This window comes from Pseudoalteromonas sp. Scap03, from assembly GCF_013393115.1.
Lineage (GTDB): Bacteria > Pseudomonadota > Gammaproteobacteria > Enterobacterales > Alteromonadaceae > Pseudoalteromonas.
In genome coordinates this window covers 1733721-1754490 of record NZ_VDEU01000001.1, presented here as the reverse complement: position 1 = coordinate 1754490, position 20770 = coordinate 1733721, and the positions used below count along the sequence as shown (strand labels likewise).

The window sequence follows — 20770 nt, the reverse complement described above, 5'->3', positions numbered from 1 at the left end:
CTGGCTTAATAAAAAACACCTAGCAGAACCAACCCAGCTTTTTTAAACACATTAATATAACGCAATAAAAATTAACTTGGGTGAGGTGTGGTTGGCTGAGAGTGAGTAAAACACTAAGCTACATTGAAAGTAATCGTTATTTACAGCAAGAATAAATAATTAGATACCACAGGTGTAACCTATACCCATAAAAATTAATGGGTAAACAGACAACCTGTAAAGCTAGGTGGAGCACGACAACCATGTGCAGCTTGCACGGGTTGCTGAACTTTAGCCTCGCTAAAAGCAAAGGCTGCTTTACGGAGGATTATTCCAGCACGACGCGCTGGAAACATGTGGAACAATAGCCAACAAAGGCCAATAAGTAACTGACACGATAAGATAGGATGAGCTAAGAATTCGGCAATAGTCAGTAATAATGGCTCTATAAAAAAGCCATCACTGATCAATGCTTCAAGCCTAAAGGCATCCTCAATAGCGCCACTAAGCAACATAACGGCATTAAAAACTAATAATGTTATAGCCACACTCACGCCTCTTTTCGCTTTATTAAAGCGCTCATGCAACACTGACTTATCTAAGGTAAGCAAAGCGCTGGTATGAAACAAAAAAAATGAGTTCAAAAACATTAACCTATTAAAATGACTAATAACAAAATTTGGCATACACCGTGGCAACAAAAACAGGTTGCAGCCGTAAAGCCTTATACAGTGACATGAAATACAGTCTCAACGCATTAGCACTATTTGGCTAAGCTAGTTTTGATCAGCATCAATAGAACTTTCAAAACTTACTGAAAGTTCGGGCATGAGTATAACAAAGAGAGTTTTCTGTTCAAGATAAAAACACGATTATTTTATCAGCTGATGATTTATTTATGGCGATATAAATAAAAAACCTCCCGTAGTGAGCTACGAGAGGTTTTTTGTTTAAACAGAAATAAATCTATTTAAAGAATTTGGTTTTCTTTCCATACTTGCTCTTTGGCTAGACGCTTTTTGCGTTTATCGCATGGATCATCGCAATCACATGCTTTATCAATACCTACAGAGCCTAAGCCTCCGCAGCTACTCGCCATCGATTTTCTTTGAACTATCATGCCTATCGCCATCGCAGCGACAATTAAAATAAGTAAGCCAAAGGTTAGAAAAAAAAGTGACATTGCTTAGCCCCTATTGTTCAGCAATAAAATGAGCTCAAATAGCGTATTTGAGCTCCTTACATTATATACCCTCATGCTAAGGATATAAACCTAAAGACTATAAATAAGGCTTAAACGCAGGACTTGAATAAGTGACTAAACCATCAGGCGATTTAGCAATTAAATACACTGGTAAATCATGCTGCTGCGCATAACGTTGTGCTTTTTCCATTCCCATAACCGTTAAAGCAGTCGCTAAACCGTCGGCCGTCATAGCGCTAGGGTGTAAAACTGTAACAGAAACTAAGTCATGCTTAATTGGCATCCCTGTCATAGGATCAATAAGGTGAGTATAGGTTTCGCCATCCATTGTATAAAAGATTCGATAATCACCCGAGGTGGCAATACCGTTATTACCTGGTGCAAGTACACGGTGTACTTTTCGCTCACCTGGGTTAGCATCAGGTTGTTCAATTGCTATTCGCCATGCTTGATTGTCTGGTTTTGTACCAGCAATACGTAACTCCCCGCCAATCTCAACCATGTAATCTGTAATGCCTTTGCTTTGTAATAGCTCAGCCACTTTATCAATACCATAGCCTTTTGCTGTAGCTGAAAACGACAATTCTAAATCAGCCATCGTTTTTGCTAAGCCTTGCTCGTTAAGGACCAGCTTATCTATACCAATGTTATTGATCATATTTGCCAGAGCTTCATTCGTTGGGCGCTTTGTTGGTTTTTTATCTGGGCCAAACCCCCATAAATCTATCAACGGCCCCATAGTCACATCTAGGGTCTTAGTTGAATTACCTATACGCATAGATTCACTAATAACTGCCCTGAAATCATCACTGATTGGCATTACTTCGTTGGCATCTAAACGGTTAAAGGTGTTTATTTCAGAATCTTTAATATAGGTCGACATAGACTGGTTGATATCAACTAAAACCGCATCGATTTCTGCTTGTACTGCTTGAGGGTCAACTTGCTCAGCGTAAAACTTAATGTGGTAAGTTGTACCCATCGTTTTACCTTCTAAGTAGGTTTCCTCTGGGACTGATTTTCCACATCCAGATAATAGTAAAGTCAGCGTGATTATAAATAAGGCGATTATGCCCTGGGGAGTATTTACTTTGTTCATAACAACCCTACTTAATAGGTTAAAAATTAATATAAAAAAGCCTCGTCACATAAAATGCGACGAGGCTGGTATTTTAACTAAATTTAATCAGTTTGGGTATTAGCCACCGAAATCATCTAGTAAGATGTTTTCTTCTTCAACACCTAAGTCTTTAAGCATAGTGATAACAGCCGCATTCATCATTGGAGGACCACACATGTAGAACTCACAATCTTCAGGCGCTTCGTGATCTTTAAGATAGTTCTCAAATAACACGTTATGGATAAAGCCAGTGTAGCCTTCCCAGTTATCTTCTGGTTGCGGATCTGAAAGCGCAGTGTGCCAAACGAAGTTTTCGTTTTGCTCAGCTAGGCCGTCAAAATCTTCAACATAGAACATTTCACGTTTAGAACGCGCACCATACCAGAAACTAATTTTACGCTTAGAGTTTAAACGCTTAAGTTGGTCAAAGATATGTGAACGCATTGGTGCCATACCTGCACCACCACCTACGAATACCATTTCAGCGTCTGTGTCTTTAGCGAAGAACTCACCAAATGGACCAGAAATAGTTACTTTATCACCTTCTTTAAGTGACCAAATGTACGAAGACATTTTACCACATGGTAGGCTTAGGTTTCTTGGCGGCGGCGTAGCGATACGCACGTTAAGCATGATGATGCCTTCTTCTTCTGGGTAGTTAGCCATTGAGTAAGCACGAATTGTTTCTTCGTCTACTTTTGACTCCAGATCGAAGAAACCAAAATGGTTCCAATCGCCACGATACTCTTCAGGAATATCGAAATCTGCATATTTAACATGGTGAGCTGGCGCTTCGATCTGGATGTAACCACCCGCACGGAACGGCACTGACTCGCCATCAGGAATTTGTAGCTTAAGTTCTTTAATGAACGTCGCTTTGTTATCGTTAGAGATAACTTCACAATCCCATTTTTTAACACCGAAAATTGACTCTTCAAGTTCAATTTCCATGTCGTTTTTAACATTAACCTGACACGCTAGGCGACAACCTTCACGTGCTTCACCTTTAGAGATGTGGTCAAGTTCAGTTGGCAGAATATCACCGCCGCCTTCTTTAATGTGTACGCGACACTGGCCACAAGAGCCACCGCCACCACATGCAGAAGATACGAAAATACCTGACTCAGATAGTGCACCTAATAGCTTACTACCTGCTGATGTTTTAATGGCTTTGTCTGCATCGCCATTAATGCCGATGATGATATCACCGCTTGCAACTAGCTTAGATTTAGCACCAATGATGATTAAAACTAGTATTACAACGATAGCGATAAAAACACCAACGCCTAAGAAAATATCCATGATTGACCTCGCTATTATTACAGTGAAATACCAGAGAATGACATAAAGCCAAGACCCATCAAGCCAACAGTGATGAAGGTAATACCTAAACCACGTAAACCATCTGGTACGTCTGAATACTTCATTTTCTCACGGATACCTGCAAGTAATGTAATTGCAAGCGCCCAACCCACACCAGCGCCAATACCATAAACAACAGACTCGCCGAAGTTATAGTTACGCTCAACCATGAAGGCTACCGCACCAAAAATTGCACAGTTAACTGTGATTAGTGGTAAGAAAATACCTAATGCGTTGTAAAGCGGTGGGAAGAACTTATCTAATGCCATTTCAAGAATTTGCACTAGTGCTGCAATAACACCAATGAAAGTTAAGAAACGTAAAAAGCTAAGATCTGCTTCTGGGTAACCAAGCCACTCTAGTGAACCTGGTGCTAATACCGCATGGTAAACCAAGTTGTTAACCGGTACTGAAATACCTAATACAACAATAACCGCTACACCTAGGCCAATTGATGTAGTTACTTTTTTAGACACGGCTAAGAAAGTACACATACCTAGGAAGAATGCTAACGCTAAGTTTTCAATAAAAACGGCTTTTACAAATAAACTAATATAATGTTCCACTTATCGCCCCTTACGCTTTAGCTTCTACTTGGTCTTTCTTATAAGTACGAAGTACCCAAATGAATAAACCAATGATGAAGAATGCACTCGGTGGTAAGATCAATAGACCCATAGGTTGGTACCAACCACCATTTTGTACTAATGGAATAATATCAACACCGAATAGTGAACCTTTACCGAATAACTCACGAATAAAGCCAACAGTAAGTAGCACTACAGAGTAACCTAAGCCATTACCAATACCATCAAGGAAAGACATTAATGGCGGCGACTTCATTGCATAAGCTTCAGCGCGACCCATTACGATACAGTTAGTAATGATTAGACCAACGAATACTGATAACTCTTTTGCCGTAGCGTAAGAGAAAGCTTGTAGTACTTGGTCAACCACGATTACTAATGATGCAATAATCGTCATCTGTACGATGATACGTACTGATGATGGGATATGGTTACGAATAGTCGAGATAAAAAGGCTAGAGAATGCAGTTACCAAGGTCAATGCAATTGACATGATTAATGCATTTTTTAAGCTAGACGTTACCGCTAGCGCAGAACAAATACCAAGTACTTGTAATGCGATTGGGTTGTTAGCGAAAACTGGACCAAATAGGACCGCCTTCATTTCTTTAGTATCAGCCATTAGTTCAATGCTCCTTTACGTACTTTCGCAAGGAAAGGGCCAAAGCCATTTTCGCCAGTCCAAAAATCAACTGCATGGTCAACACCATTAGACGTTAATGTAGCACCTGAAAGACCGTCGATCTTATGCTCATCACCGGCTGCAGTCCCTTTAACGATTTGGATTGGTAACTCTTTACCTTCCCACGTTGCAGTCCACTGTGGGTTTTGAATTTCACCACCTAGACCAGGTGTTTCGTTATGTTTGTAGAAAATAATGTCTTTAATAGTTTCACCATCGCTTTCAAGCGAGATAAAACCGTACATTAAACCCCATAAACCATAACCCTGAATAGGAAGGATGATTGCATCAGTAGAGCCATCGTCTTTTTTAGAGATATAAACAGGCGCACGCTTGGTAATACGTTGAATACCGGCGATGTCTTTAATACCATTCTCTTTTAAAGATTTACTTAAATCAGCATCGTATTTGCTTTTTTCAAAGTCAAAATCTTCTACCGGCTCAGCAAACTCACCACTTTGCATATCAACAAAGCGGGTTTCGATTTTAGCTTCAAACGTTTCTGCAACGTTATCAACTTTGCCAATACCAGCAGCAGCTAAGATATTGCTTTGAATATCTTTTGCTTTATTTGCTTTTTGCAGAGGGCGTAGTTGTACAGATGTTAGCGATACAATAACTGCACACACTAAACATAATGAGACAACAACAGCTAGCGTTTTGCCAATTGATTCGTTATTACTAGACATTACGTGCCAACCTCCGCTTGATATTAGCTTGCACTACAAAGTGATCGAATAAAGGTGCAAACAAGTTAGCAAATAAGATTGCTAGCATGATGCCCTCTGGGTATGCAGGGTTAACAACACGGATCATGATAACCATAAAGCCAATAAGCGCACCGTATGCTAATTTACCTTTATCAGTAAATGCAGCAGATACAGGGTCAGTTGCCATAAAGAACATACCGAATGCAAAACCACCTAATACCATGTGCCAGTACCAAGGCATAGCAAACATTGCATTGGTTTCAGAACCAATGGTGTTCAGTATTGATGAGGTTACTACCATACCTAGGAATACACCTAGCACGATACGCCAAGACGCAATGCGCACGTAAATTAGGAATAAACCACCAATTAGTACAGCTAGTGTAGACGTTTCACCCATAGAACCTTGAATGAATCCGTAAAACGCATTCCACCAAAGCTCAATATCAGTCGCGTAATTTAACGTACCAGCAAACGCTTGACCAAGCATAGTCGCGCCAGAGAATGAATCTACGGCAGTCCATACTGTGTCACCTGAAATTTGTGCAGGGTATGCGAAGAATAAAAACGCACGACCAGCAAGCGCAGGGTTTAAGAAGTTACGGCCTGTACCACCAAATATTTCTTTTGCGATAACTACACCAAAAGTAATACCTAGCGCAACTTGCCATAAAGGAATCGTTGCAGGCAGAATTAATGCAAACAATACAGAAGTTACGAAGAAACCTTCATTAACTTCATGCTTACGCACAGAAGCAAATAACACTTCCCAGAAACCACCAACAATAAAGGTAGTTGCATAAATAGGTAGGAAGAAACAGGCTCCGTAGAACATTTTCGCCCCCCAGCCTGCATCAACGGTTAATTCACCGCCAAGTAACTGGAATAAACCTACTTGCCAAATATTCGCTAGCTCAAAGCCATTACCAAGTGCAATTGCAGCTTGATGGCCAATATTGAACATACCAAAGAACATGGCAGGGAACGTCGCCATCCACACTAAAATCATCATGCGTTTTAGGTCGATGTTATCACGAACGTGAGTTGAACCTTTATTTACGTAACCTGGCGTGTAAAAAATAGTCGCAGCAGCTTCATACAGCGCGTACCATTTCTCATGTTTACCACCTGGTTCAAAATGTGGTTCGATATCTTCTAAGAAAGTTTTTAAGCCCATTTTAGCCTTCCTTCTCGATCGTAGTTAAGCAATCGCGTAGGGCTGCGCCGTACTCGTATTTGCCAGGACAAACGAAGGTGCATAACGCTAAATCTTCTTCATCTAATTCAAGCGCACCTAATGAAATTGCACTGTCTAAATCACGAGACAATAAGTCACGTAATAAAAGCGTTGGCAAAATATCAAGTGGCATAACACGCTCATAGCTTCCAAGTGGAACCATGGCACGTTTTGAACCGCCTGTAGACGTTGTCATTTTAAATAAACGACTCGGTGTAAGGTGAGACAAGAATGTACGCGTTACAGAGAATTTATCACTACCTGGTGCAATCCAGCCAAACAATTCTTTTTCGCGACCTTCAAGTAATACAGATACTTGAACGTGGTAACGGCCTAAGAATGCATGAACACCAGACGACGTAGCACCTGCAAGTACAGAACCAGAAATAACACGGTTATCACCGTCTTCTAATTCACCTGCTACTAAGTCATCTAATGAAGCACCTAATTGTGTTTTCACTAAACGAGGATTCTTAACACGCGGACCTGCAAGCGAAATCACACGGTCTGTGTAAATTTCACCAGTAAGGAAAAGGTGACCATACGCAATAACGTCTTGGTAACCAATGTGCCAAACTTGCTTACTAGCAGATACTGGGTCAAGGTGATGGATATGAGTGCCAACAAGGCCAGCTGGGTGCACGCCACCAAACTCATGTACTTCTACTTGAGCAATAGGTGAACTAGGAACTTGACTGCCTGCTTGCTTACAAACAAATACTTTGCCATCGGTTAAACGTGACACAACAGCCAAACCTGCTTCAAACGCTTTCGCATTTTCAGCAATAACTACTGCAGGATCTGCAGCAAGTGGATTGGTATCGATAGCTGTCACAAAAATAGAGCTAGGATTTGCATCCAACGCCGCTATTTTACTAAATGGGCGAGCACGAAGTGCTGTCCATTGACCCGATTGAACTAGTACTTCTTTAGCTTTTTCACGGTCTAAGCTGTTAAGCTCAGTTTCCGAGAAAGAACCAAAGGTGATTTGCTCACTGCCGTTTACTTCAATAACAACAGATTGCAGAACACGTTTAGCACCGCGATTAATTTCTTTTACTGTACCAGAAGCTGGTGCAGTAAATAATACGCCGGGGTTCTTTTTATCTTCAAAAAGTACCTGGCCTTTTTTGACTTGGTCATCCACACGAACATGCATGGTTGGACGCATACCGATAAACTCTTCACCTAGCACAGCTACACGTTTGACGGCAGAACCATCATGAATAACTTGCTGAGGTGCGCCCTCTAAGGGTAAATCCAGACCTTTTTTTATATTGATCATACGCACTTGCACTACATTAACGGAAAGAAACTGAAAAATCGTACCAACCACGCCGCTATTTGTATTATTGCAAGCTATAAAATGACTCGCTATAGATACCAAACAAGCAGCGCAGTAAAAACTCCTCACATATTGCTTTGATTTTAACATTATTGTGACTGACTATGCGAGTGTATTTATGAAAATTATACGAGAGAAACGTTTATTTAGTTTTGTAATTAACAATTAATAAAATACAAGCTAGACCAAAGTGGTAAATAAACCAACAAATAGCAAATTTTTTTTCAAATCAAGGTTAAAAAACAAAAAAGTCGCACTAGGCGACTTTTTCAAAATTGCATTACTAGCTACAGATTAATCAATCATATTTGCAATTGGCGCAACAGGATTAACATCTTGCTCGTAATCAACCGTATCAATGCCAAAACCAAATAGGCGTAAAAACTCATTATGGTAGCCCACGTAATCCGTTAACTCATCAATTGAACTTGTGTCTACACTATCCCAAATAGTTTGAACACGTGCTTGAACGTCATCTTCCAGCTCTTTGTAGTTTTGGAATAAATGTCCGCCCTCATCAAAACGAGGTGAATCACCGTATAGGTTTTCATTAAATAACGCATGAATTTGCTCAATTGTGCCCTCGTAAGTGCCATCAGCCTTCATCACTTTAAATAGTGCCGAAATGTAAAGCGGCATTATTGGGATTGCCGAGCTTGCTTGGGTAACAACCGCATTAAGTGAAGAAACGTAAGCTTCGCCATTTAAATCTTGGGTAGCGGCTTTAATAGCTGCAGTGGCACGGTCTAGATCTTCTTTTGCCTTACCTATGGTTGCATGTCCATATATTGGCCAAGTTAGTTCTTTACCAATGTATGTGTAAGCCGTTGTTTTAAAGTTATCTGCTAGTACATCAGCGTCTTTAAGGGCGTCAATCCACATTTCCCAGTCTTCGCCACCCATTACTTTAATGGTGTTGTCGATATCGTCTTGGTTTGCTGCTTCAACAGTTACTTCATCAATTTCACGCTTTGACGTATTTAAGTTTTTAGTCGTTACCGCATTACCAATTGGCTTAAGTGTTGAAGAAAACACTTCCCCTGTATTTGGATCAGTACGACGAGGTGATGCTAAGCTGTAAATAATACAGTCAACTTTACCTAATTCAGCTTTAATGGTGTCGATTGTTTTTTGTTTGATTTCGTTAGAAAACGCATCACCATTAATATTTTTAGACCATAAGCCTTCAGCTTCAGCGGCTGCTTGAAATGCCGCCGTGTTATACCACCCCGCAGAGCCTGTTTTACGTTCAGTGCCTTCTTTTTCAAAGAACACACCCAATGTTTTAGCGCCACCACCAAATGCAGCGGTAATGCGAGATGCAAGGCCATAACCTGTAGACGCACCAATAACTAATACATTTTTAGGCGCATTTTTTAATGCTCCTTGCTGCTTAACATAATTAATTTGTTCTTGAACATGCTCTGCACAGCCAACTGGGTGTGCATTGGTGCAGATAAATCCGCGAATTTTAGGCTTAATGACCATTGATCATCCTATATCTTTTACAATAAAAATTAGCGCTAGTTTAAAGGCTAAAACAAAAAAAACTGATCTGATCAGTTACTCACTGCTCAAACCAATCCACTATTACCTGTTATCCAACTTTTGAGCCGCCCATGCAATTAGGTGACTGCGGCGCTTCGCCGTCGTGCTCTGTAAATTCCTCAGGAGTGTAAGTGTGCATAGCAAGCGCATGAATATGATTTGCCAGCTCATCTTTTAAAATTTCATTAATTTCACGATGACGCTGCAATAATCGCTTACCAGCGAATTCTTCACTGACTACAATCACTTTAAAGTGAGATTCAGTCCCCGCACTGTGCATATGGCTTTCGTTAATAACATTTAAATGCTTACACGCAATAGCATTTGCTAGCTTGTCACGTATTTGTTGTTGCATTGACATAAAAACCACCCTCAAAATTCAGTTATATGGTTACTATAACAACTGCGGCTACACCATGGCTAATGCTATTTAAGTAATGTAGCGAAACGTTAAACTGATCCGCGGGTGTTTAAGTGTTGTTTGTTTTGGTAGCGCATGCTGGTAATTTTGTTGGCTCTGTCCGCTCATTATTAAACAACTACCACTTTGTAATTTGATGTTAGTAATGCTGTTGCTTACTTTGTGTTTAAGTTTAAATAACCGTTCTGCACCAAGCGACACACACGCTATGGTAGGCTCAGGCCCTAGCTCAGCCTCGTCATCGCTATGCCAACCCATACAATCGTGGCCATCCCGATAATAATTAACCAAAATTGAGTTAAATGGTTGCTGTAGGTGATTTTCTAAACGTGTTCGCATGGCAAGTAATACGTCTGGCCAAGGCTCTAAGTCGAGTTTATGCCCAGAATAACCGTACTCAAGATTTTCTTCGCTGATAAAACATTGTAGCCTAGGTATTGGCCCCGTTTTACCAAACACTGTAATGTTTGGCTGTTGCCAATTTAGGTTTTGCTGCAAATAATAAAATAAATCGAGGCTTTTTTGTGCGCTAAGTACCTTACTTTGATAAGAAAAGCCATTTGGTAACAGTTGGGGGTTGGCGTTTGGCGGTTGCATGTTAGAATTTACCTATCATTTGATTACCGATCATTAAACTATTATGACTACGCAAGCTACGCTCGGCGATAACACTTTTACTCTTGAACGCTTTCCTTTGGATCAAAAAAACCGCAGCTTACAAGCGTGGGATTCAGCAGACGAATACCTTATTGACTATGTTAATGAACACTACCCTGATTGTCGCTCGTTACTGATCTTAAACGACAGTTTTGGTGCACTTAGCTGTTACTTTAGCAAGCAACAATTAACAGTTTGTTCAGTAAACGACTCATATATTAGCCATCAGGCAGCTGCTTATAACTTAGCGGAAAACAAAATCGCGACGACTGCGTTTAGCCAGCTTGATAGTTTATCGGCTCTACCTGAGCAAGTAGACCTAGTGTTGGTAAAAGTACCACGCACGTTGGCTTTTTTACAATATCAGCTATCTGAATTAAGCGAGGTGCTCGCGCCAGATACGCCAGTTATTGGTGCTGCAAAAACTAAAGACGTGCATAACTCTACTATTAAAGCATTTGAAAACTTTATTGGTGAGACGAAAACAAGTCTTGCAGTAAAAAAATCACGTTTAATTATTAGCCAAGCAGCAGGCGGTTATAAAGGCGCAGATTTCCCAGTCAGCTGGCCACTTGAAGGCACTGATTTTACAATAAGCAATCATGCAAATGTGTTTTCGCGTGATTCACTTGATATAGGTGCGCGCTTCTTTTTTAATTATTTGCCACAAACAAATAAAGCCAAAAATATTATAGATTTAGGCTGTGGTAATGGCGTGGTTGGTTTAATGACATTAGCGCGCTGCCCTAATGCTCGTATTAGCTTTGTTGATGAGTCGTATATGGCGGTTGAATCAGCTCGACTCAACATTGAATTAAACATGGAAGACAAGTTTGAACAATGTACCTTTATAGAGAATGATTGTTTAACCGACTTTGAACGTGAAAGTGCCGATATTGTATTGTGTAATCCGCCATTTCACCAAGCACAAGCGGTTACCGACCACATCGCGTGGCAAATGTTTAAACAAGCAAAAGACACATTAAAAGAAGGTGGCGAGCTGCGTATTATTGGCAATCGTCATTTAGATTATCATGACAAACTAAACCGTATGTTTGGTAACTGTACTTTATTAGGCTCTAATAAAAAGTTTGTGGTACTCAGCGCAACTAAAAATAGTGGAACGTTATAAATGAAACTCATAAAGATATTATTGAGCTGTTGTACTTTAGTGGTTTTTTCGGGATGTGCCAATCAGCCTAATCAGCTTATTCTCAATCCCGTCTATAAAAGTGGACAAATAAGCTCAATCAATAACAGCTTAAACACCAGCGTGATTGATTTACGTGGTGACAGTGCAACCTTAAAGCTTATTGAATCAAGCAAAACAAAAACCATTGCCAGCACGGGTATTACTGAGTCAGTTAAAAGTGCATTAGACAGTGCGCTTAGTCGCAATGGCGCTAGCATTTCTAATTTAGCGCAATTACGTTTTGAGTTAGATATTCACGCACTGCAAGCTGTGGTTACAGAAAAGCTAATGAGCCATACCAGTGATGCCAAGATTGAATTTGAAGTACGGGTGATTCGCCCAACCAGTAATTTCAGTAAGCGTTATAGCGGTAATGCTAATTTATCTGGACCACTTGGTCATGATAGGGCAAAAATTGAAGGTCAGCTCAATAAGTTGACTGAGCAGTTAATTACCCGCATTGTATCTGACCCTGAATTAATTGCATTTTTAGAAGGTTAATAATGAAGCAACTTTTTTTAATCTGCGTAAGCTTACTTTTTAGCGTAAATAGTTTAGCGGCACAAGAAGGCCGCTTTGTGCAAAAAGATAATATTTTCCCTCGAGTAGAAATTGTGACATCGTTGGGCAGTATTGTGGTTGAGCTAGACCGCTCAAGAGCCCCTATTACGGTCAATAACTTTTTGACTTACGTGTCTGATAAAAGCTATCAAGGCAGTGTGTTTCATCGTGTAGAACGCGATGTAGAAAATGATCGTGATTTTGTAATTCAAGGCGGTGGTTATGATAAAGATTACGATGGCCTGCATGAAAACGACCCTATTTTTAATGAAAGCGGTAACGGCTTAACTAACGATATGTATAGCATTGCTATGGCCTATCAAGATCGAGAACCACACTCAGGAACGCGTCAGTTCTTTTTTAACATGGATGACAATGACCATTTAAATCCAGGGCGAGATTGGGGATTTGCCGTGTTTGGCAGTGTTATGGAAGGTTATGAGACGCTCGATAAAATCATGGCTGTAAAAACGGGTTTTAATGACAAAATTGGCTACAACTTTGTCCCTGAAAAACCGGTTGTTATATTAAATATCAAGGTGCTTGAACAAGTTCCTTTATAACTTTTTATCAGAGCAGCTTTGGCTGCTCTTTCTATGAGCCAATGAGCCCCTATGAATAGCACACTTTCTGTTCGCGAATATTTTTCTTATTTTAAAGATAAACGTTTAATTAATGTTTTTATATTTGGAATGAGCAGTGGTTTTCCGTGGGTGTTAATTGGCTCGGTAATGTCGGCTTGGCTTAAAGATGAAGGTTTGAGTCGCAGCATGATAGGCTTATTTGGCATTGTGTTTGGTGCCTACAGTATCAATTTTTTATGGTCGCCTTTAATAGACCGCACTAAACTGCCCTTTTTGTACAACTGGCTTGGTCAGCGCCGCAGTTGGATCTTGTTTTGCCAAAGCTTTATTTTGCTTGGCACGTTACTACTTGCAGGGCTTGATCTAAAAGCAAACCTAGCGATTGCCGCCGCACTTTGCTTGCTGATCGCCATAGCCTCTGCAACGCAAGATATTGCTATAGATGCTTTTCGAATAGACACTCTTAGTGAAAATGAATCTCACAAAGCCACCGCAGCCGCCGCAATGGCTACATCAGGTTGGTGGACAGGTTATGCTTTATTAGGGGCTGTGCCCTTTTATATGGCTGATATGCCAAACATAGACTGGCCGCAGGTCTATTATTTTTTATCTGCGATTATGCTGTTATTAATTAGCTGTGTGTTTTGGGCTAAAGAACCAAAATCAAACCGTGAAGCTGTTCATGCCGAGCTAGAGCGTGTTTATCTTGAAAAGCTTGCGGCAAGCAAACAAACACCACTAACGAAAATACTCGCATGGCTGGGTGTCACCGTGGTTGACCCATTTAAAACCTTTTTTGCTAAAAATGGGGTTAAAACTGCACTAGCACTGCTGGCGTTTATTTTCTTATTTAAAATTGGTGAAGCATTTTTAGCACGAATGTCGATTGTATTTTATAAGGAAGTGGGCTTTAGTAATACCCAAATAGCAAATTACTCCAAGCTAGGCACGGGTTTAATCACTATCGTATTTGCCTTTTTAGGCAGTATTTTTAACCACAAATATGGCATAGTAAAAGGCCTATTTATAAGTGGCATCGCCATGGCTGCATCTAACTTAATGTTTTCTTGGATTGCCTTAGCAGGACCGCAGGAACACTTATATGCAATGGCAATTGTAGTTGATGGCTTTACCCAAGCTTGGTCTTTAGTGGCGATGGTTGCCTTTATATCTATGCTGTGTGACAGAGCATTTAGCGCTACTCATTATGCGCTACTAGCATCATTGGGTAACTTAGGGCGTACGTTATTATCGAGTTATAGTGGCGTAGTTATTGATGATTGGCTGATGGGGAATTGGTCATTATTTTTTGTATTAACAGCGCTTATGGTTTTACCTTCATTGATATTTTTATATCTAATTAGGCACAAACTATATTTATTAGAGCAAAATTATCATAATAGGTAATACCTAATGCATCCCTGCATTAGTATTAGCTGTAGACGTTAGGTTTAACTTTACGATTACAGCCTAAAAGCGTTAATCAGCTTTAATTAAGCTTAATGCTTCATACGGGTCAACTTCTAATGCATTGCAATAGCGAACAAACTCAATCACATCTAAGCGACGTTCTTGGTTTTCTATTTTGCCTATAAAAGAATGTGGCGTACCCAATATTTGCGCTAAGCTGCGCATTGTGTAGCCTTTTTCATGGCGCTTAGTTTTAAGCCACTTTGTTAGCTTTGCATTTTCTTCCGAAGATACGGTTTTACCCATCATATACAACTCCTACTCGTTGTTTAACTATACATATTGCAAAGTGCTCAATGCCGTCAACATTGTAAGCCCACTGAGACTAACTAAGACACAGTGTAAACGCTTACAATTTAAACAAAAAAGATTCTTAAATATGTATTAACTCTTTATTATTGTAAAAATGAAACCTTGCCCGTCTCATTCTTGGATACATTATATACCATTCACCGTTGATCTGAATGATTAATTAGTAATTCTGCGATTAAAGTCTAACAACAAATATTTACTAAGTCTGAATAAGGTTAAATATTTTATAACTTTTTTGTTTCATTTAAATATAAGCTGTTTATTATTAAGGTCTATTGACCCTAACTTAAAGAGGTTAAATCATGTTTAGACTACTCTTTTTACTGCCTATTATTTTGTGCTTAGGTTGGTACTTTTTTTTACGCCATTATGCAATTCCAATAAAACAGGGTAAAAAAGGATTTATCTATATTTTAGTTTTCTCAACGTTTGTACTTGGTTTTTTTGTGTTAATGATGCAAATAACAGAATACAGCCCAACTGAGTTATAATTTTTTTGAACATATAAAAAAACCGCTTATTAAGCGGTTTTTTTGGATAACGATATTTTTATACGCTAAAACTAGCACCACAACCACATGTAGTGGTCGCATTAGGGTTTGAGACAAAAAAACGCGCCCCCTCTAATCCTTCGGTGTAGTCAACTTCGCCATCAACTAAATATTGGATACTCATAGGGTCAATGACTAAGGTAACCCCGTTTTTAACAATTTCTAAATCGCCAGGATTCGCTTTTTCATCAAAAGTAAAACCGTATTGAAAACCTGAACACCCACCGCCTGTGACATAAACACGCAGTTTTAGATCTGGGTTTTCTTCTTCGTCGATTAACTGTTTAACACGCACAGCGGCTGCGTCGCTAAACTTAATGGGTAATTCTTCAGACATCTTATAACCCTCAATACCTTAATACTAATGCGCGAGATTATCTAATACCTGAGTGTTTTAATCAAGTATAGTTAATCCTGCTTCTACGCTCCAATGCTAACATGGCTTGTTTAGCTCACTCTGTGAATAGGTGCAGTATAAATTAAATTTAAATTAATCTGTTGTTAAAAATCTCAAGGACTTCCCTAGACTATTTTGATAAACTTGACGCCTAAAAATGCTACGGGGAAATAAAGCATGTGGCTTGAGCGACTGAGACGTCGATTAGCAAAACCAAAAACATCCGTACAATTATGCTTATTAGGCGTAAGTGCCGGATTAATTGCTGCATTTTTTATTATACTGTTCCGCTTAACCATTTTATTTTTCCAAAGTTTATTTCTAGAAACCCCTGACGATTTTACCACCCTACCCACTTTAGAACGGGTATTAATGCCTTTAGTTGCAGCGTTATTAATAGCTACATTTGCGGCTTTCACTGGCTTTAAACATTACCGCTTAGGTATTCCTTTTGTAATACACAGAATCAAGCGCCATTACGGGCAAATGCCACTGTATAACACGGTTAATCAGTTTGTTGGTGGTGCGCTGGCACTGATCAGTGGTTTTTCTGTTGGCCGCGAAGGCCCATCAGTTCACATGGGAGCAGCAGGGGCGAGCATATTAGCAAATAAATTACACTTACCTCACAACGCTATGCGTACCCTCAGTGGTTGTGGCGTTGCCGCGGGAATTGCTGCGTCGTTCAATACCCCGCTTGCTGCGGTTATTTTTGTAATGGAAGTGGTGCTCAGAGAATACAAAGTGCATATTTTTGTGCCGATAATGCTCGCAGCCGTTACCGGTGCATTAGCCACTCAATTTGTATTTGGTGAAGGCTCAGAACTTGCGCTAATAAGCATCGCCCCCTTAAGTGGGTGGCATTACCCCTATTTAATTTTGTGCGGCATGGGGCTGGGCGCGGTGGCTTATGCTTTTAATCAAAACTTAATGCTGATTATTAAAACCTTTAAACCACTAAGTATGTTTCCTCGTTTAATAATTGCAGGGTGTATTGCCAGCTTAATTGCCTATGCAGTTCCACAAGCTATGGGCTCAGGGATGAGTGCGATAACCATTGCTGTAGAGTCACCTGAAAACATGCAACTACTTACCACTATTTTAATTGCTAAGTTATTAGCCACCTTGTTTGCTATTGGCTTAGGTATTCCTGGTGGGTTAATTGGTCCGGTTATTGGACTTGGCGTTTTAACCGGCACTTTAATGGCATTTTTTGCCCAGTTTATTAGCCCAGGAACTGACATAGCTGGTACTTATGGGGTGCTCGGCATGGCAGGCTTACTAGCTGCCACATTGCACTCTCCCTTAGCGGCACTAACTACCGTGATGGAGCTGACCTCTTCACCGGAAATTATTGTACCGGCGATGATCGTCATTACCACCGCCTACGTTACAGCTTTGCAGGTGTTTGGTAACCGCTCTATATTTTTACAGCAATTAGACTTTCAGGGATTACCTTACCATGTATCTCCGGCCACTGAGGCATTACAAAAAGTAGGGGTGATGGATGACATGGATGAAGACTTTAAACTGCTCTACTCCGATGATAAAGAGCAAATAAAAAACAGTCTAGATGCCATGGACAGCCAAACACCGTTAATTGTGTTTGACGAGGAAAATGGTTATCGCCTAGCTGAATATGACTTAAGTTTAATGTCTGATCAGGCGGTCAATATAAAGTACATTAGCTTACAAGGTATCAGCAGCCAGGCCACTCTTGCAGATGCCTTTGAAATTTTAAATGATAAACGCAGTGGTGCACTTTATGTATATAACTTATTAGATAATCAACAAATTATGGGATTACTACGGTGGGATCAAATCCATCATATTCTAACCATACGTAACAGTTTACTTTAACAATAATGAGAACAGTATGAGCGCATTATTAATTTACAAAACCTTGCACGTATTTTTTATGATTGCTTGGTTTGCCGGTATTTTTTACCTACCTCGACTTTTTGTTTATCACGCTATGAGTGAAGAAAAATCGTGTAACTCAATGCTAAAAGTAATGGAACGTCGGCTGCTTTATTTTGTTACCCCCTTTGCTGTGCTTACCGCAGTGTTTGGCGTATTAACTATTGTTGAATACGGCCGCGAATGGTTTCGTTACAGTATGTGGCTGCATTATAAACTAGTGCTGGTAATCATTTTATATATTTATCATGGCTACTGTTTCAAATTATTAGCTGATTTTAAACACGATAGAAATACAAAAAGCGATCGGTTTTACCGAATTTTCAACGAGCTACCTGTTTTAGCGTTACTCGTTATAGTTGCTTTAGCCATTATTAAGCCAAGCTTTTAAATACAGGATTATAAATTACACTGCCAAGTCGCAAACTAAGTTTGTATAATACGCGCGATTGCGTGCTCCTTTATGGATTATCGCGCCTTTTTGAATAACTAGGAATAACCCCATGTTCAGTTTCCAAGGTGAAAATATACTCTCTGTTAATCAACTCGATCGAGACTGTATTGAACGCATATTTGCTGTAGCAAAAAAAATGGAGCCATACGCAAAAAAACAAAAGCGTACCAATGTGCTTGAAGGCGCTATTTTAGCAAATCTATTTTTTGAACCTAGTACGCGTACTCGTGTTAGTTTTGGCACTGCGTTTAACTTACTCGGTGGACTGGTTCGTGAAACCACCGGTATGCAAAGCTCTGCGCTTGCTAAGGGCGAGTCACTATATGATACCGCACGTGTTATTTCAGCCTATGCTGATGCGGTTGCAATGCGCCATCCAGACTCAGGCTCGGTAGCTGAATTTGCAACAGGTTGCAGCGTACCAGTAATAAATGGTGGCGATGGACCCAATGAGCACCCTACTCAAGCGCTGCTTGATTTATTAACTATTGAGCGAGAGCTTAACCGCTTCGATCAAAATATTGATGGTATGCACATTGCGCTAGTCGGCGATTTAAAATATGGCCGAACCGTTCACTCGCTATCAAAGCTACTATGTCATTACAAAAACATTCGCTTTTCAATGGTTGCCCCTAATGGCTTGCAAATGCCTGACTCAATTTTATCTGTCGTTGAAAATGCAGGGCATAAAATTGAACTGGTTGATAAAATGGAAGGTAACTTAGCGGCCGATATTGTTTATCAAACACGCATTCAAGAAGAGCGTTTTCCGTCTCAAGAGGAAGCTAATAAATACCGTGGTGGATTTAGAATTAGCCAGTCTATTTACAATTCCCATTGCAAACCGAACTCGGTGTTAATGCACCCGCTTCCTCGCGATAGCCGTTTAGAGGCAAACGAACTTGATAATGACTTAAATGCTAACGACAATCTAGCAATATTCCGCCAAGTACAAAATGGCGTACTTATTCGTATGGCGCTGTTTGCTTTAACCCTCGGCGTAGAAAACAAAGTCGAGCAGTATGAAGTAGACGTTCCTTGGTTTAGCCGCAAACGCGATAGCTAAGCTTTTAATTTTAAAGTGATAAAACAATAGGATTTTTCATGACAATTAGCCAAGACTTATTTAAACGAGCTCAAGACTCTATTCCTGGTGGCGTAAATTCACCAGTGCGTGCTTTTAATGGTGTAGGTGGTACTCCGCTGTTTATTACTAAAGCACAGGGCGCGTTTACATTTGATGCTGATGGCAACCGTTACATTGATTATGTGGGCTCTTGGGGTCCAATGATTATGGGCCACAATCACCCTGAAATAAAACAAGCAGTACATGATGCGGTAGAAAATGGTTTAAGCTACGGTGCACCTACCGAAGCTGAAATTTTAATGGCTGAAAAAGTTAAAGAGCTAGTCCCATCTATCGAAAAAGTACGTATGGTAAGCTCAGGTACTGAAGCAACAATGAGTGCAATTCGCTTAGCTCGTGGTTTTACTGGTCGTGACAAAATTTTAAAATTTGAAGGGTGTTACCACGGCCATGCAGATTCACTGCTAGTAAAAGCCGGCTCTGGTGCATTAACTATGGGTGTACCTAACTCTCCGGGCATTCCTGAAGATTTAGCTAAGCACACACTCACGGTATCGTTTAACAATATTGAAGAAGTGAAAGCGATTTTTGCTAAATACGCCGATGAAATCGCGTGTATTATTGTTGAGCCAGTTGCAGGTAACATGAACTGTATCCCACCAGTACCTGGCTTTTTAGAAGGACTGCGTGAAGTCTGTGATCAGTACCAATCTGTGCTTATTTTTGACGAAGTAATGACAGGTTTTCGTGTAGCCCTTGGTGGCGCTCAGGCTTACTACAACATCAAACCAGACTTAACCTGTTTAGGTAAAGTAATTGGTGGTGGCATGCCAGTAGGCGCGTTTGGTGGTAAAACAGAAATTATGGATTACATCGCACCTGTAGGCCCAGTTTATCAAGCGGGTACACTTTCAGGAAACCCAATTGCTATGGCTGCAGGCTTAAAATCACTTGAGTTACTAAGTGCACCTGGCGTTCACGAAAAATTAGAAGCTATTAGTAAAGCGATTTGTGAAGGCTTTGAAGCTGCAGCTAAGAAAGCAGGCATTGCCTTAACGACTAACTACGCTGGCGGCATGTATGGCTTTTTCTTTACTGATGCAGAAAAAGTAACTACTTACCAACAAGCCACTGAATGTGATTTAGAGCGCTTTAAAAAGTTCTTCCACTTAATGCTTGAAGAAGGAGTTTATTTAGCACCTTCAGCGTTTGAAGCTGGTTTTGTTTGTGCTGCGCACACAGAGCAAGAAGTTCAAGCAACAATTGAAGCGGCAGAGCGCGCTTTTGCTAAGCTATAAGTACACTTTATAACGTTATTAATTACGTATAAAACACAAATTAATAATAAAAAATTGAAAAAGAGCCCGAAAGGGCTTTTTTTATTTGTAAA

23 protein-coding genes are annotated in these 20770 nt (G+C 40.1%); 9 read left to right on the top strand and 14 right to left on the bottom strand.

Going from position 1 to position 20770, the window contains the following annotated elements; genetic code table 11:
- Positions 1 to 194: 194 nt before the first annotated feature.
- The 12 genes from FHG08_RS07940 to FHG08_RS07885 form a co-directional block, all read right to left on the bottom strand.
- A complete protein-coding gene (locus tag FHG08_RS07940) occupies positions 195 to 629 on the bottom strand; it encodes a hypothetical protein (protein WP_372239237.1) in 435 nt (144 codons plus the stop codon).
- A 320-nt stretch (positions 630 to 949) separates the two neighbouring features.
- On the bottom strand, positions 950 to 1162 hold the full coding sequence (gene nqrM, locus FHG08_RS07935) for a (Na+)-NQR maturation NqrM (protein ID WP_010391098.1): 213 nt from the start codon (positions 1160 to 1162) through the stop codon (positions 950 to 952).
- Positions 1163 to 1259: 97 nt separating this feature from the next.
- A complete protein-coding gene (locus FHG08_RS07930; protein WP_055011636.1) occupies positions 1260 to 2282 on the bottom strand; it encodes an FAD:protein FMN transferase in 1023 nt (340 codons plus the stop codon).
- A 99-nt stretch (positions 2283 to 2381) separates the two neighbouring features.
- Positions 2382 to 3605, bottom strand: coding sequence for an NADH:ubiquinone reductase (Na(+)-transporting) subunit F (gene nqrF, locus FHG08_RS07925; protein ID WP_008111899.1), 1224 nt, complete (start codon positions 3603 to 3605; stop codon positions 2382 to 2384).
- A 17-nt stretch (positions 3606 to 3622) separates the two neighbouring features.
- Entirely contained in the window at positions 3623 to 4231 is a 609-nt protein-coding gene (gene nqrE, locus FHG08_RS07920) for an NADH:ubiquinone reductase (Na(+)-transporting) subunit E (protein ID WP_006791490.1), read from the bottom strand.
- Positions 4232 to 4241: 10 nt separating this feature from the next.
- A complete protein-coding gene (locus FHG08_RS07915; protein WP_006791491.1) occupies positions 4242 to 4874 on the bottom strand; it encodes an NADH:ubiquinone reductase (Na(+)-transporting) subunit D in 633 nt (210 codons plus the stop codon).
- Complete coding sequence (locus tag FHG08_RS07910) at positions 4874 to 5623, bottom strand: Na(+)-translocating NADH-quinone reductase subunit C (protein ID WP_024601889.1); 750 nt, start codon at positions 5621 to 5623, stop codon at positions 4874 to 4876. The genes FHG08_RS07915 and FHG08_RS07910 overlap by 1 nt, the downstream gene beginning before the upstream one ends.
- Positions 5616 to 6821, bottom strand: coding sequence for an NADH:ubiquinone reductase (Na(+)-transporting) subunit B (locus FHG08_RS07905; protein WP_008111893.1), 1206 nt, complete (start codon positions 6819 to 6821; stop codon positions 5616 to 5618). Before FHG08_RS07905 ends, FHG08_RS07910 begins: the two co-directional genes overlap by 8 nt.
- 1 nt (position 6822) lies before the next feature.
- Positions 6823 to 8166, bottom strand: coding sequence for a Na(+)-translocating NADH-quinone reductase subunit A (locus FHG08_RS07900; protein WP_054202028.1), 1344 nt, complete (start codon positions 8164 to 8166; stop codon positions 6823 to 6825).
- A gap of 354 nt (positions 8167 to 8520) precedes the next feature.
- A complete protein-coding gene (gene fabV / locus FHG08_RS07895; RefSeq protein ID WP_010391087.1) occupies positions 8521 to 9714 on the bottom strand; it encodes an enoyl-ACP reductase FabV in 1194 nt (397 codons plus the stop codon).
- Positions 9715 to 9823: 109 nt separating this feature from the next.
- Positions 9824 to 10135 (bottom strand): BolA family transcriptional regulator, encoded by a 312-nt coding sequence (locus FHG08_RS07890; RefSeq protein WP_010391086.1) that lies wholly within the window; start codon positions 10133 to 10135, stop codon positions 9824 to 9826.
- Between the two features lie 69 nt (positions 10136 to 10204).
- A complete protein-coding gene (locus FHG08_RS07885) occupies positions 10205 to 10792 on the bottom strand; it encodes an alpha-ketoglutarate-dependent dioxygenase AlkB (protein WP_138605623.1) in 588 nt (195 codons plus the stop codon).
- Positions 10793 to 10835: 43 nt separating this feature from the next.
- Here FHG08_RS07885 and FHG08_RS07880 point away from each other — a divergent pair, with 43 nt between their 5' ends.
- Genes FHG08_RS07880 through FHG08_RS07865 form a run of 4 tightly spaced genes read left to right on the top strand, consistent with a single transcriptional unit; the run spans position 10836 to position 14596 of the window.
- A complete protein-coding gene (locus FHG08_RS07880) occupies positions 10836 to 11984 on the top strand; it encodes a methyltransferase (RefSeq protein WP_131690653.1) in 1149 nt (382 codons plus the stop codon).
- The gene (locus tag FHG08_RS07875) at positions 11985 to 12545 is read left to right on the top strand and encodes a YajG family lipoprotein (protein WP_008111881.1); all 561 of its coding nucleotides are present in this window, start codon (positions 11985 to 11987) and stop codon (positions 12543 to 12545) included.
- Positions 12546 to 12547: 2 nt separating this feature from the next.
- On the top strand, positions 12548 to 13168 hold the full coding sequence (locus FHG08_RS07870) for a peptidylprolyl isomerase (protein WP_178955357.1): 621 nt from the start codon (positions 12548 to 12550) through the stop codon (positions 13166 to 13168).
- Positions 13169 to 13219: 51 nt separating this feature from the next.
- Positions 13220 to 14596 (top strand): MFS transporter, encoded by a 1377-nt coding sequence (locus tag FHG08_RS07865; RefSeq protein ID WP_138605631.1) that lies wholly within the window; start codon positions 13220 to 13222, stop codon positions 14594 to 14596.
- A 72-nt stretch (positions 14597 to 14668) separates the two neighbouring features.
- Here the strand turns inward: FHG08_RS07865 and FHG08_RS07860 are convergent, their stop codons facing one another.
- Positions 14669 to 14908: a helix-turn-helix domain-containing protein gene (locus FHG08_RS07860; RefSeq protein ID WP_008111877.1), complete on the bottom strand. Its 240-nt coding sequence runs from the start codon at positions 14906 to 14908 to the stop codon at positions 14669 to 14671.
- A 365-nt stretch (positions 14909 to 15273) separates the two neighbouring features.
- Here FHG08_RS07860 and FHG08_RS07855 point away from each other — a divergent pair, with 365 nt between their 5' ends.
- Positions 15274 to 15462 (top strand): hypothetical protein, encoded by a 189-nt coding sequence (locus tag FHG08_RS07855; RefSeq protein WP_138605633.1) that lies wholly within the window; start codon positions 15274 to 15276, stop codon positions 15460 to 15462.
- Positions 15463 to 15520: 58 nt separating this feature from the next.
- Here the strand turns inward: FHG08_RS07855 and erpA are convergent, their stop codons facing one another.
- The gene (gene erpA / locus FHG08_RS07850; RefSeq protein ID WP_002958911.1) at positions 15521 to 15859 is read right to left on the bottom strand and encodes an iron-sulfur cluster insertion protein ErpA; all 339 of its coding nucleotides are present in this window, start codon (positions 15857 to 15859) and stop codon (positions 15521 to 15523) included.
- 237 nt (positions 15860 to 16096) lie between these two features.
- Here erpA and FHG08_RS07845 point away from each other — a divergent pair, with 237 nt between their 5' ends.
- The 4 genes from FHG08_RS07845 (at position 16097) to hemL (ending at position 20678) form a co-directional block, all read left to right on the top strand.
- On the top strand, positions 16097 to 17779 hold the full coding sequence (locus tag FHG08_RS07845) for a chloride channel protein (RefSeq protein WP_010391078.1): 1683 nt from the start codon (positions 16097 to 16099) through the stop codon (positions 17777 to 17779).
- Between the two features lie 16 nt (positions 17780 to 17795).
- On the top strand, positions 17796 to 18230 hold the full coding sequence (locus tag FHG08_RS07840; protein WP_010391077.1) for a CopD family protein: 435 nt from the start codon (positions 17796 to 17798) through the stop codon (positions 18228 to 18230).
- A gap of 112 nt (positions 18231 to 18342) precedes the next feature.
- On the top strand, positions 18343 to 19359 hold the full coding sequence (locus FHG08_RS07835) for an aspartate carbamoyltransferase (protein WP_054202016.1): 1017 nt from the start codon (positions 18343 to 18345) through the stop codon (positions 19357 to 19359).
- Positions 19360 to 19397: 38 nt separating this feature from the next.
- Positions 19398 to 20678, top strand: coding sequence for a glutamate-1-semialdehyde 2,1-aminomutase (hemL, locus tag FHG08_RS07830; RefSeq protein ID WP_069440337.1), 1281 nt, complete (start codon positions 19398 to 19400; stop codon positions 20676 to 20678).
- Positions 20679 to 20770 lie beyond the last annotated feature (92 nt).

Bases quoted from the DNA above. Each gene is read 5' to 3' on its own strand.
- FHG08_RS07940 (WP_372239237.1), bottom strand. From the start codon at position 629: ATGTTTTTGAACTCATTTTTTTTGTTTCATACCAGCGCTTTGCTTACC.
- nqrM (WP_010391098.1), bottom strand. From the start codon at position 1,162: ATGTCACTTTTTTTTCTAACCTTTGGCTTACTTATTTTAATTGTCGCT.
- FHG08_RS07930 (WP_055011636.1), bottom strand. From the start codon at position 2,282: ATGAACAAAGTAAATACTCCCCAGGGCATAATCGCCTTATTTATAATC.
- nqrF (WP_008111899.1), bottom strand. From the start codon at position 3,605: ATGGATATTTTCTTAGGCGTTGGTGTTTTTATCGCTATCGTTGTAATA.
- FHG08_RS07915 (WP_006791491.1), bottom strand. From the start codon at position 4,874: ATGGCTGATACTAAAGAAATGAAGGCGGTCCTATTTGGTCCAGTTTTC.
- FHG08_RS07910 (WP_024601889.1), bottom strand. From the start codon at position 5,623: ATGTCTAGTAATAACGAATCAATTGGCAAAACGCTAGCTGTTGTTGTC.
- FHG08_RS07905 (WP_008111893.1), bottom strand. From the start codon at position 6,821: ATGGGCTTAAAAACTTTCTTAGAAGATATCGAACCACATTTTGAACCA.
- FHG08_RS07900 (WP_054202028.1), bottom strand. From the start codon at position 8,166: ATGATCAATATAAAAAAAGGTCTGGATTTACCCTTAGAGGGCGCACCT.
- fabV (WP_010391087.1), bottom strand. From the start codon at position 9,714: ATGGTCATTAAGCCTAAAATTCGCGGATTTATCTGCACCAATGCACAC.
- FHG08_RS07890 (WP_010391086.1), bottom strand. From the start codon at position 10,135: ATGTCAATGCAACAACAAATACGTGACAAGCTAGCAAATGCTATTGCG.
- FHG08_RS07885 (WP_138605623.1), bottom strand. From the start codon at position 10,792: ATGCAACCGCCAAACGCCAACCCCCAACTGTTACCAAATGGCTTTTCT.
- FHG08_RS07880 (WP_131690653.1), top strand. From the start codon at position 10,836: ATGACTACGCAAGCTACGCTCGGCGATAACACTTTTACTCTTGAACGC.
- FHG08_RS07875 (WP_008111881.1), top strand. From the start codon at position 11,985: ATGAAACTCATAAAGATATTATTGAGCTGTTGTACTTTAGTGGTTTTT.
- FHG08_RS07870 (WP_178955357.1), top strand. From the start codon at position 12,548: ATGAAGCAACTTTTTTTAATCTGCGTAAGCTTACTTTTTAGCGTAAAT.
- FHG08_RS07865 (WP_138605631.1), top strand. From the start codon at position 13,220: ATGAATAGCACACTTTCTGTTCGCGAATATTTTTCTTATTTTAAAGAT.
- FHG08_RS07860 (WP_008111877.1), bottom strand. From the start codon at position 14,908: ATGATGGGTAAAACCGTATCTTCGGAAGAAAATGCAAAGCTAACAAAG.
- FHG08_RS07855 (WP_138605633.1), top strand. From the start codon at position 15,274: ATGTTTAGACTACTCTTTTTACTGCCTATTATTTTGTGCTTAGGTTGG.
- erpA (WP_002958911.1), bottom strand. From the start codon at position 15,859: ATGTCTGAAGAATTACCCATTAAGTTTAGCGACGCAGCCGCTGTGCGT.
- FHG08_RS07845 (WP_010391078.1), top strand. From the start codon at position 16,097: ATGTGGCTTGAGCGACTGAGACGTCGATTAGCAAAACCAAAAACATCC.
- FHG08_RS07840 (WP_010391077.1), top strand. From the start codon at position 17,796: ATGAGCGCATTATTAATTTACAAAACCTTGCACGTATTTTTTATGATT.
- FHG08_RS07835 (WP_054202016.1), top strand. From the start codon at position 18,343: ATGTTCAGTTTCCAAGGTGAAAATATACTCTCTGTTAATCAACTCGAT.
- hemL (WP_069440337.1), top strand. From the start codon at position 19,398: ATGACAATTAGCCAAGACTTATTTAAACGAGCTCAAGACTCTATTCCT.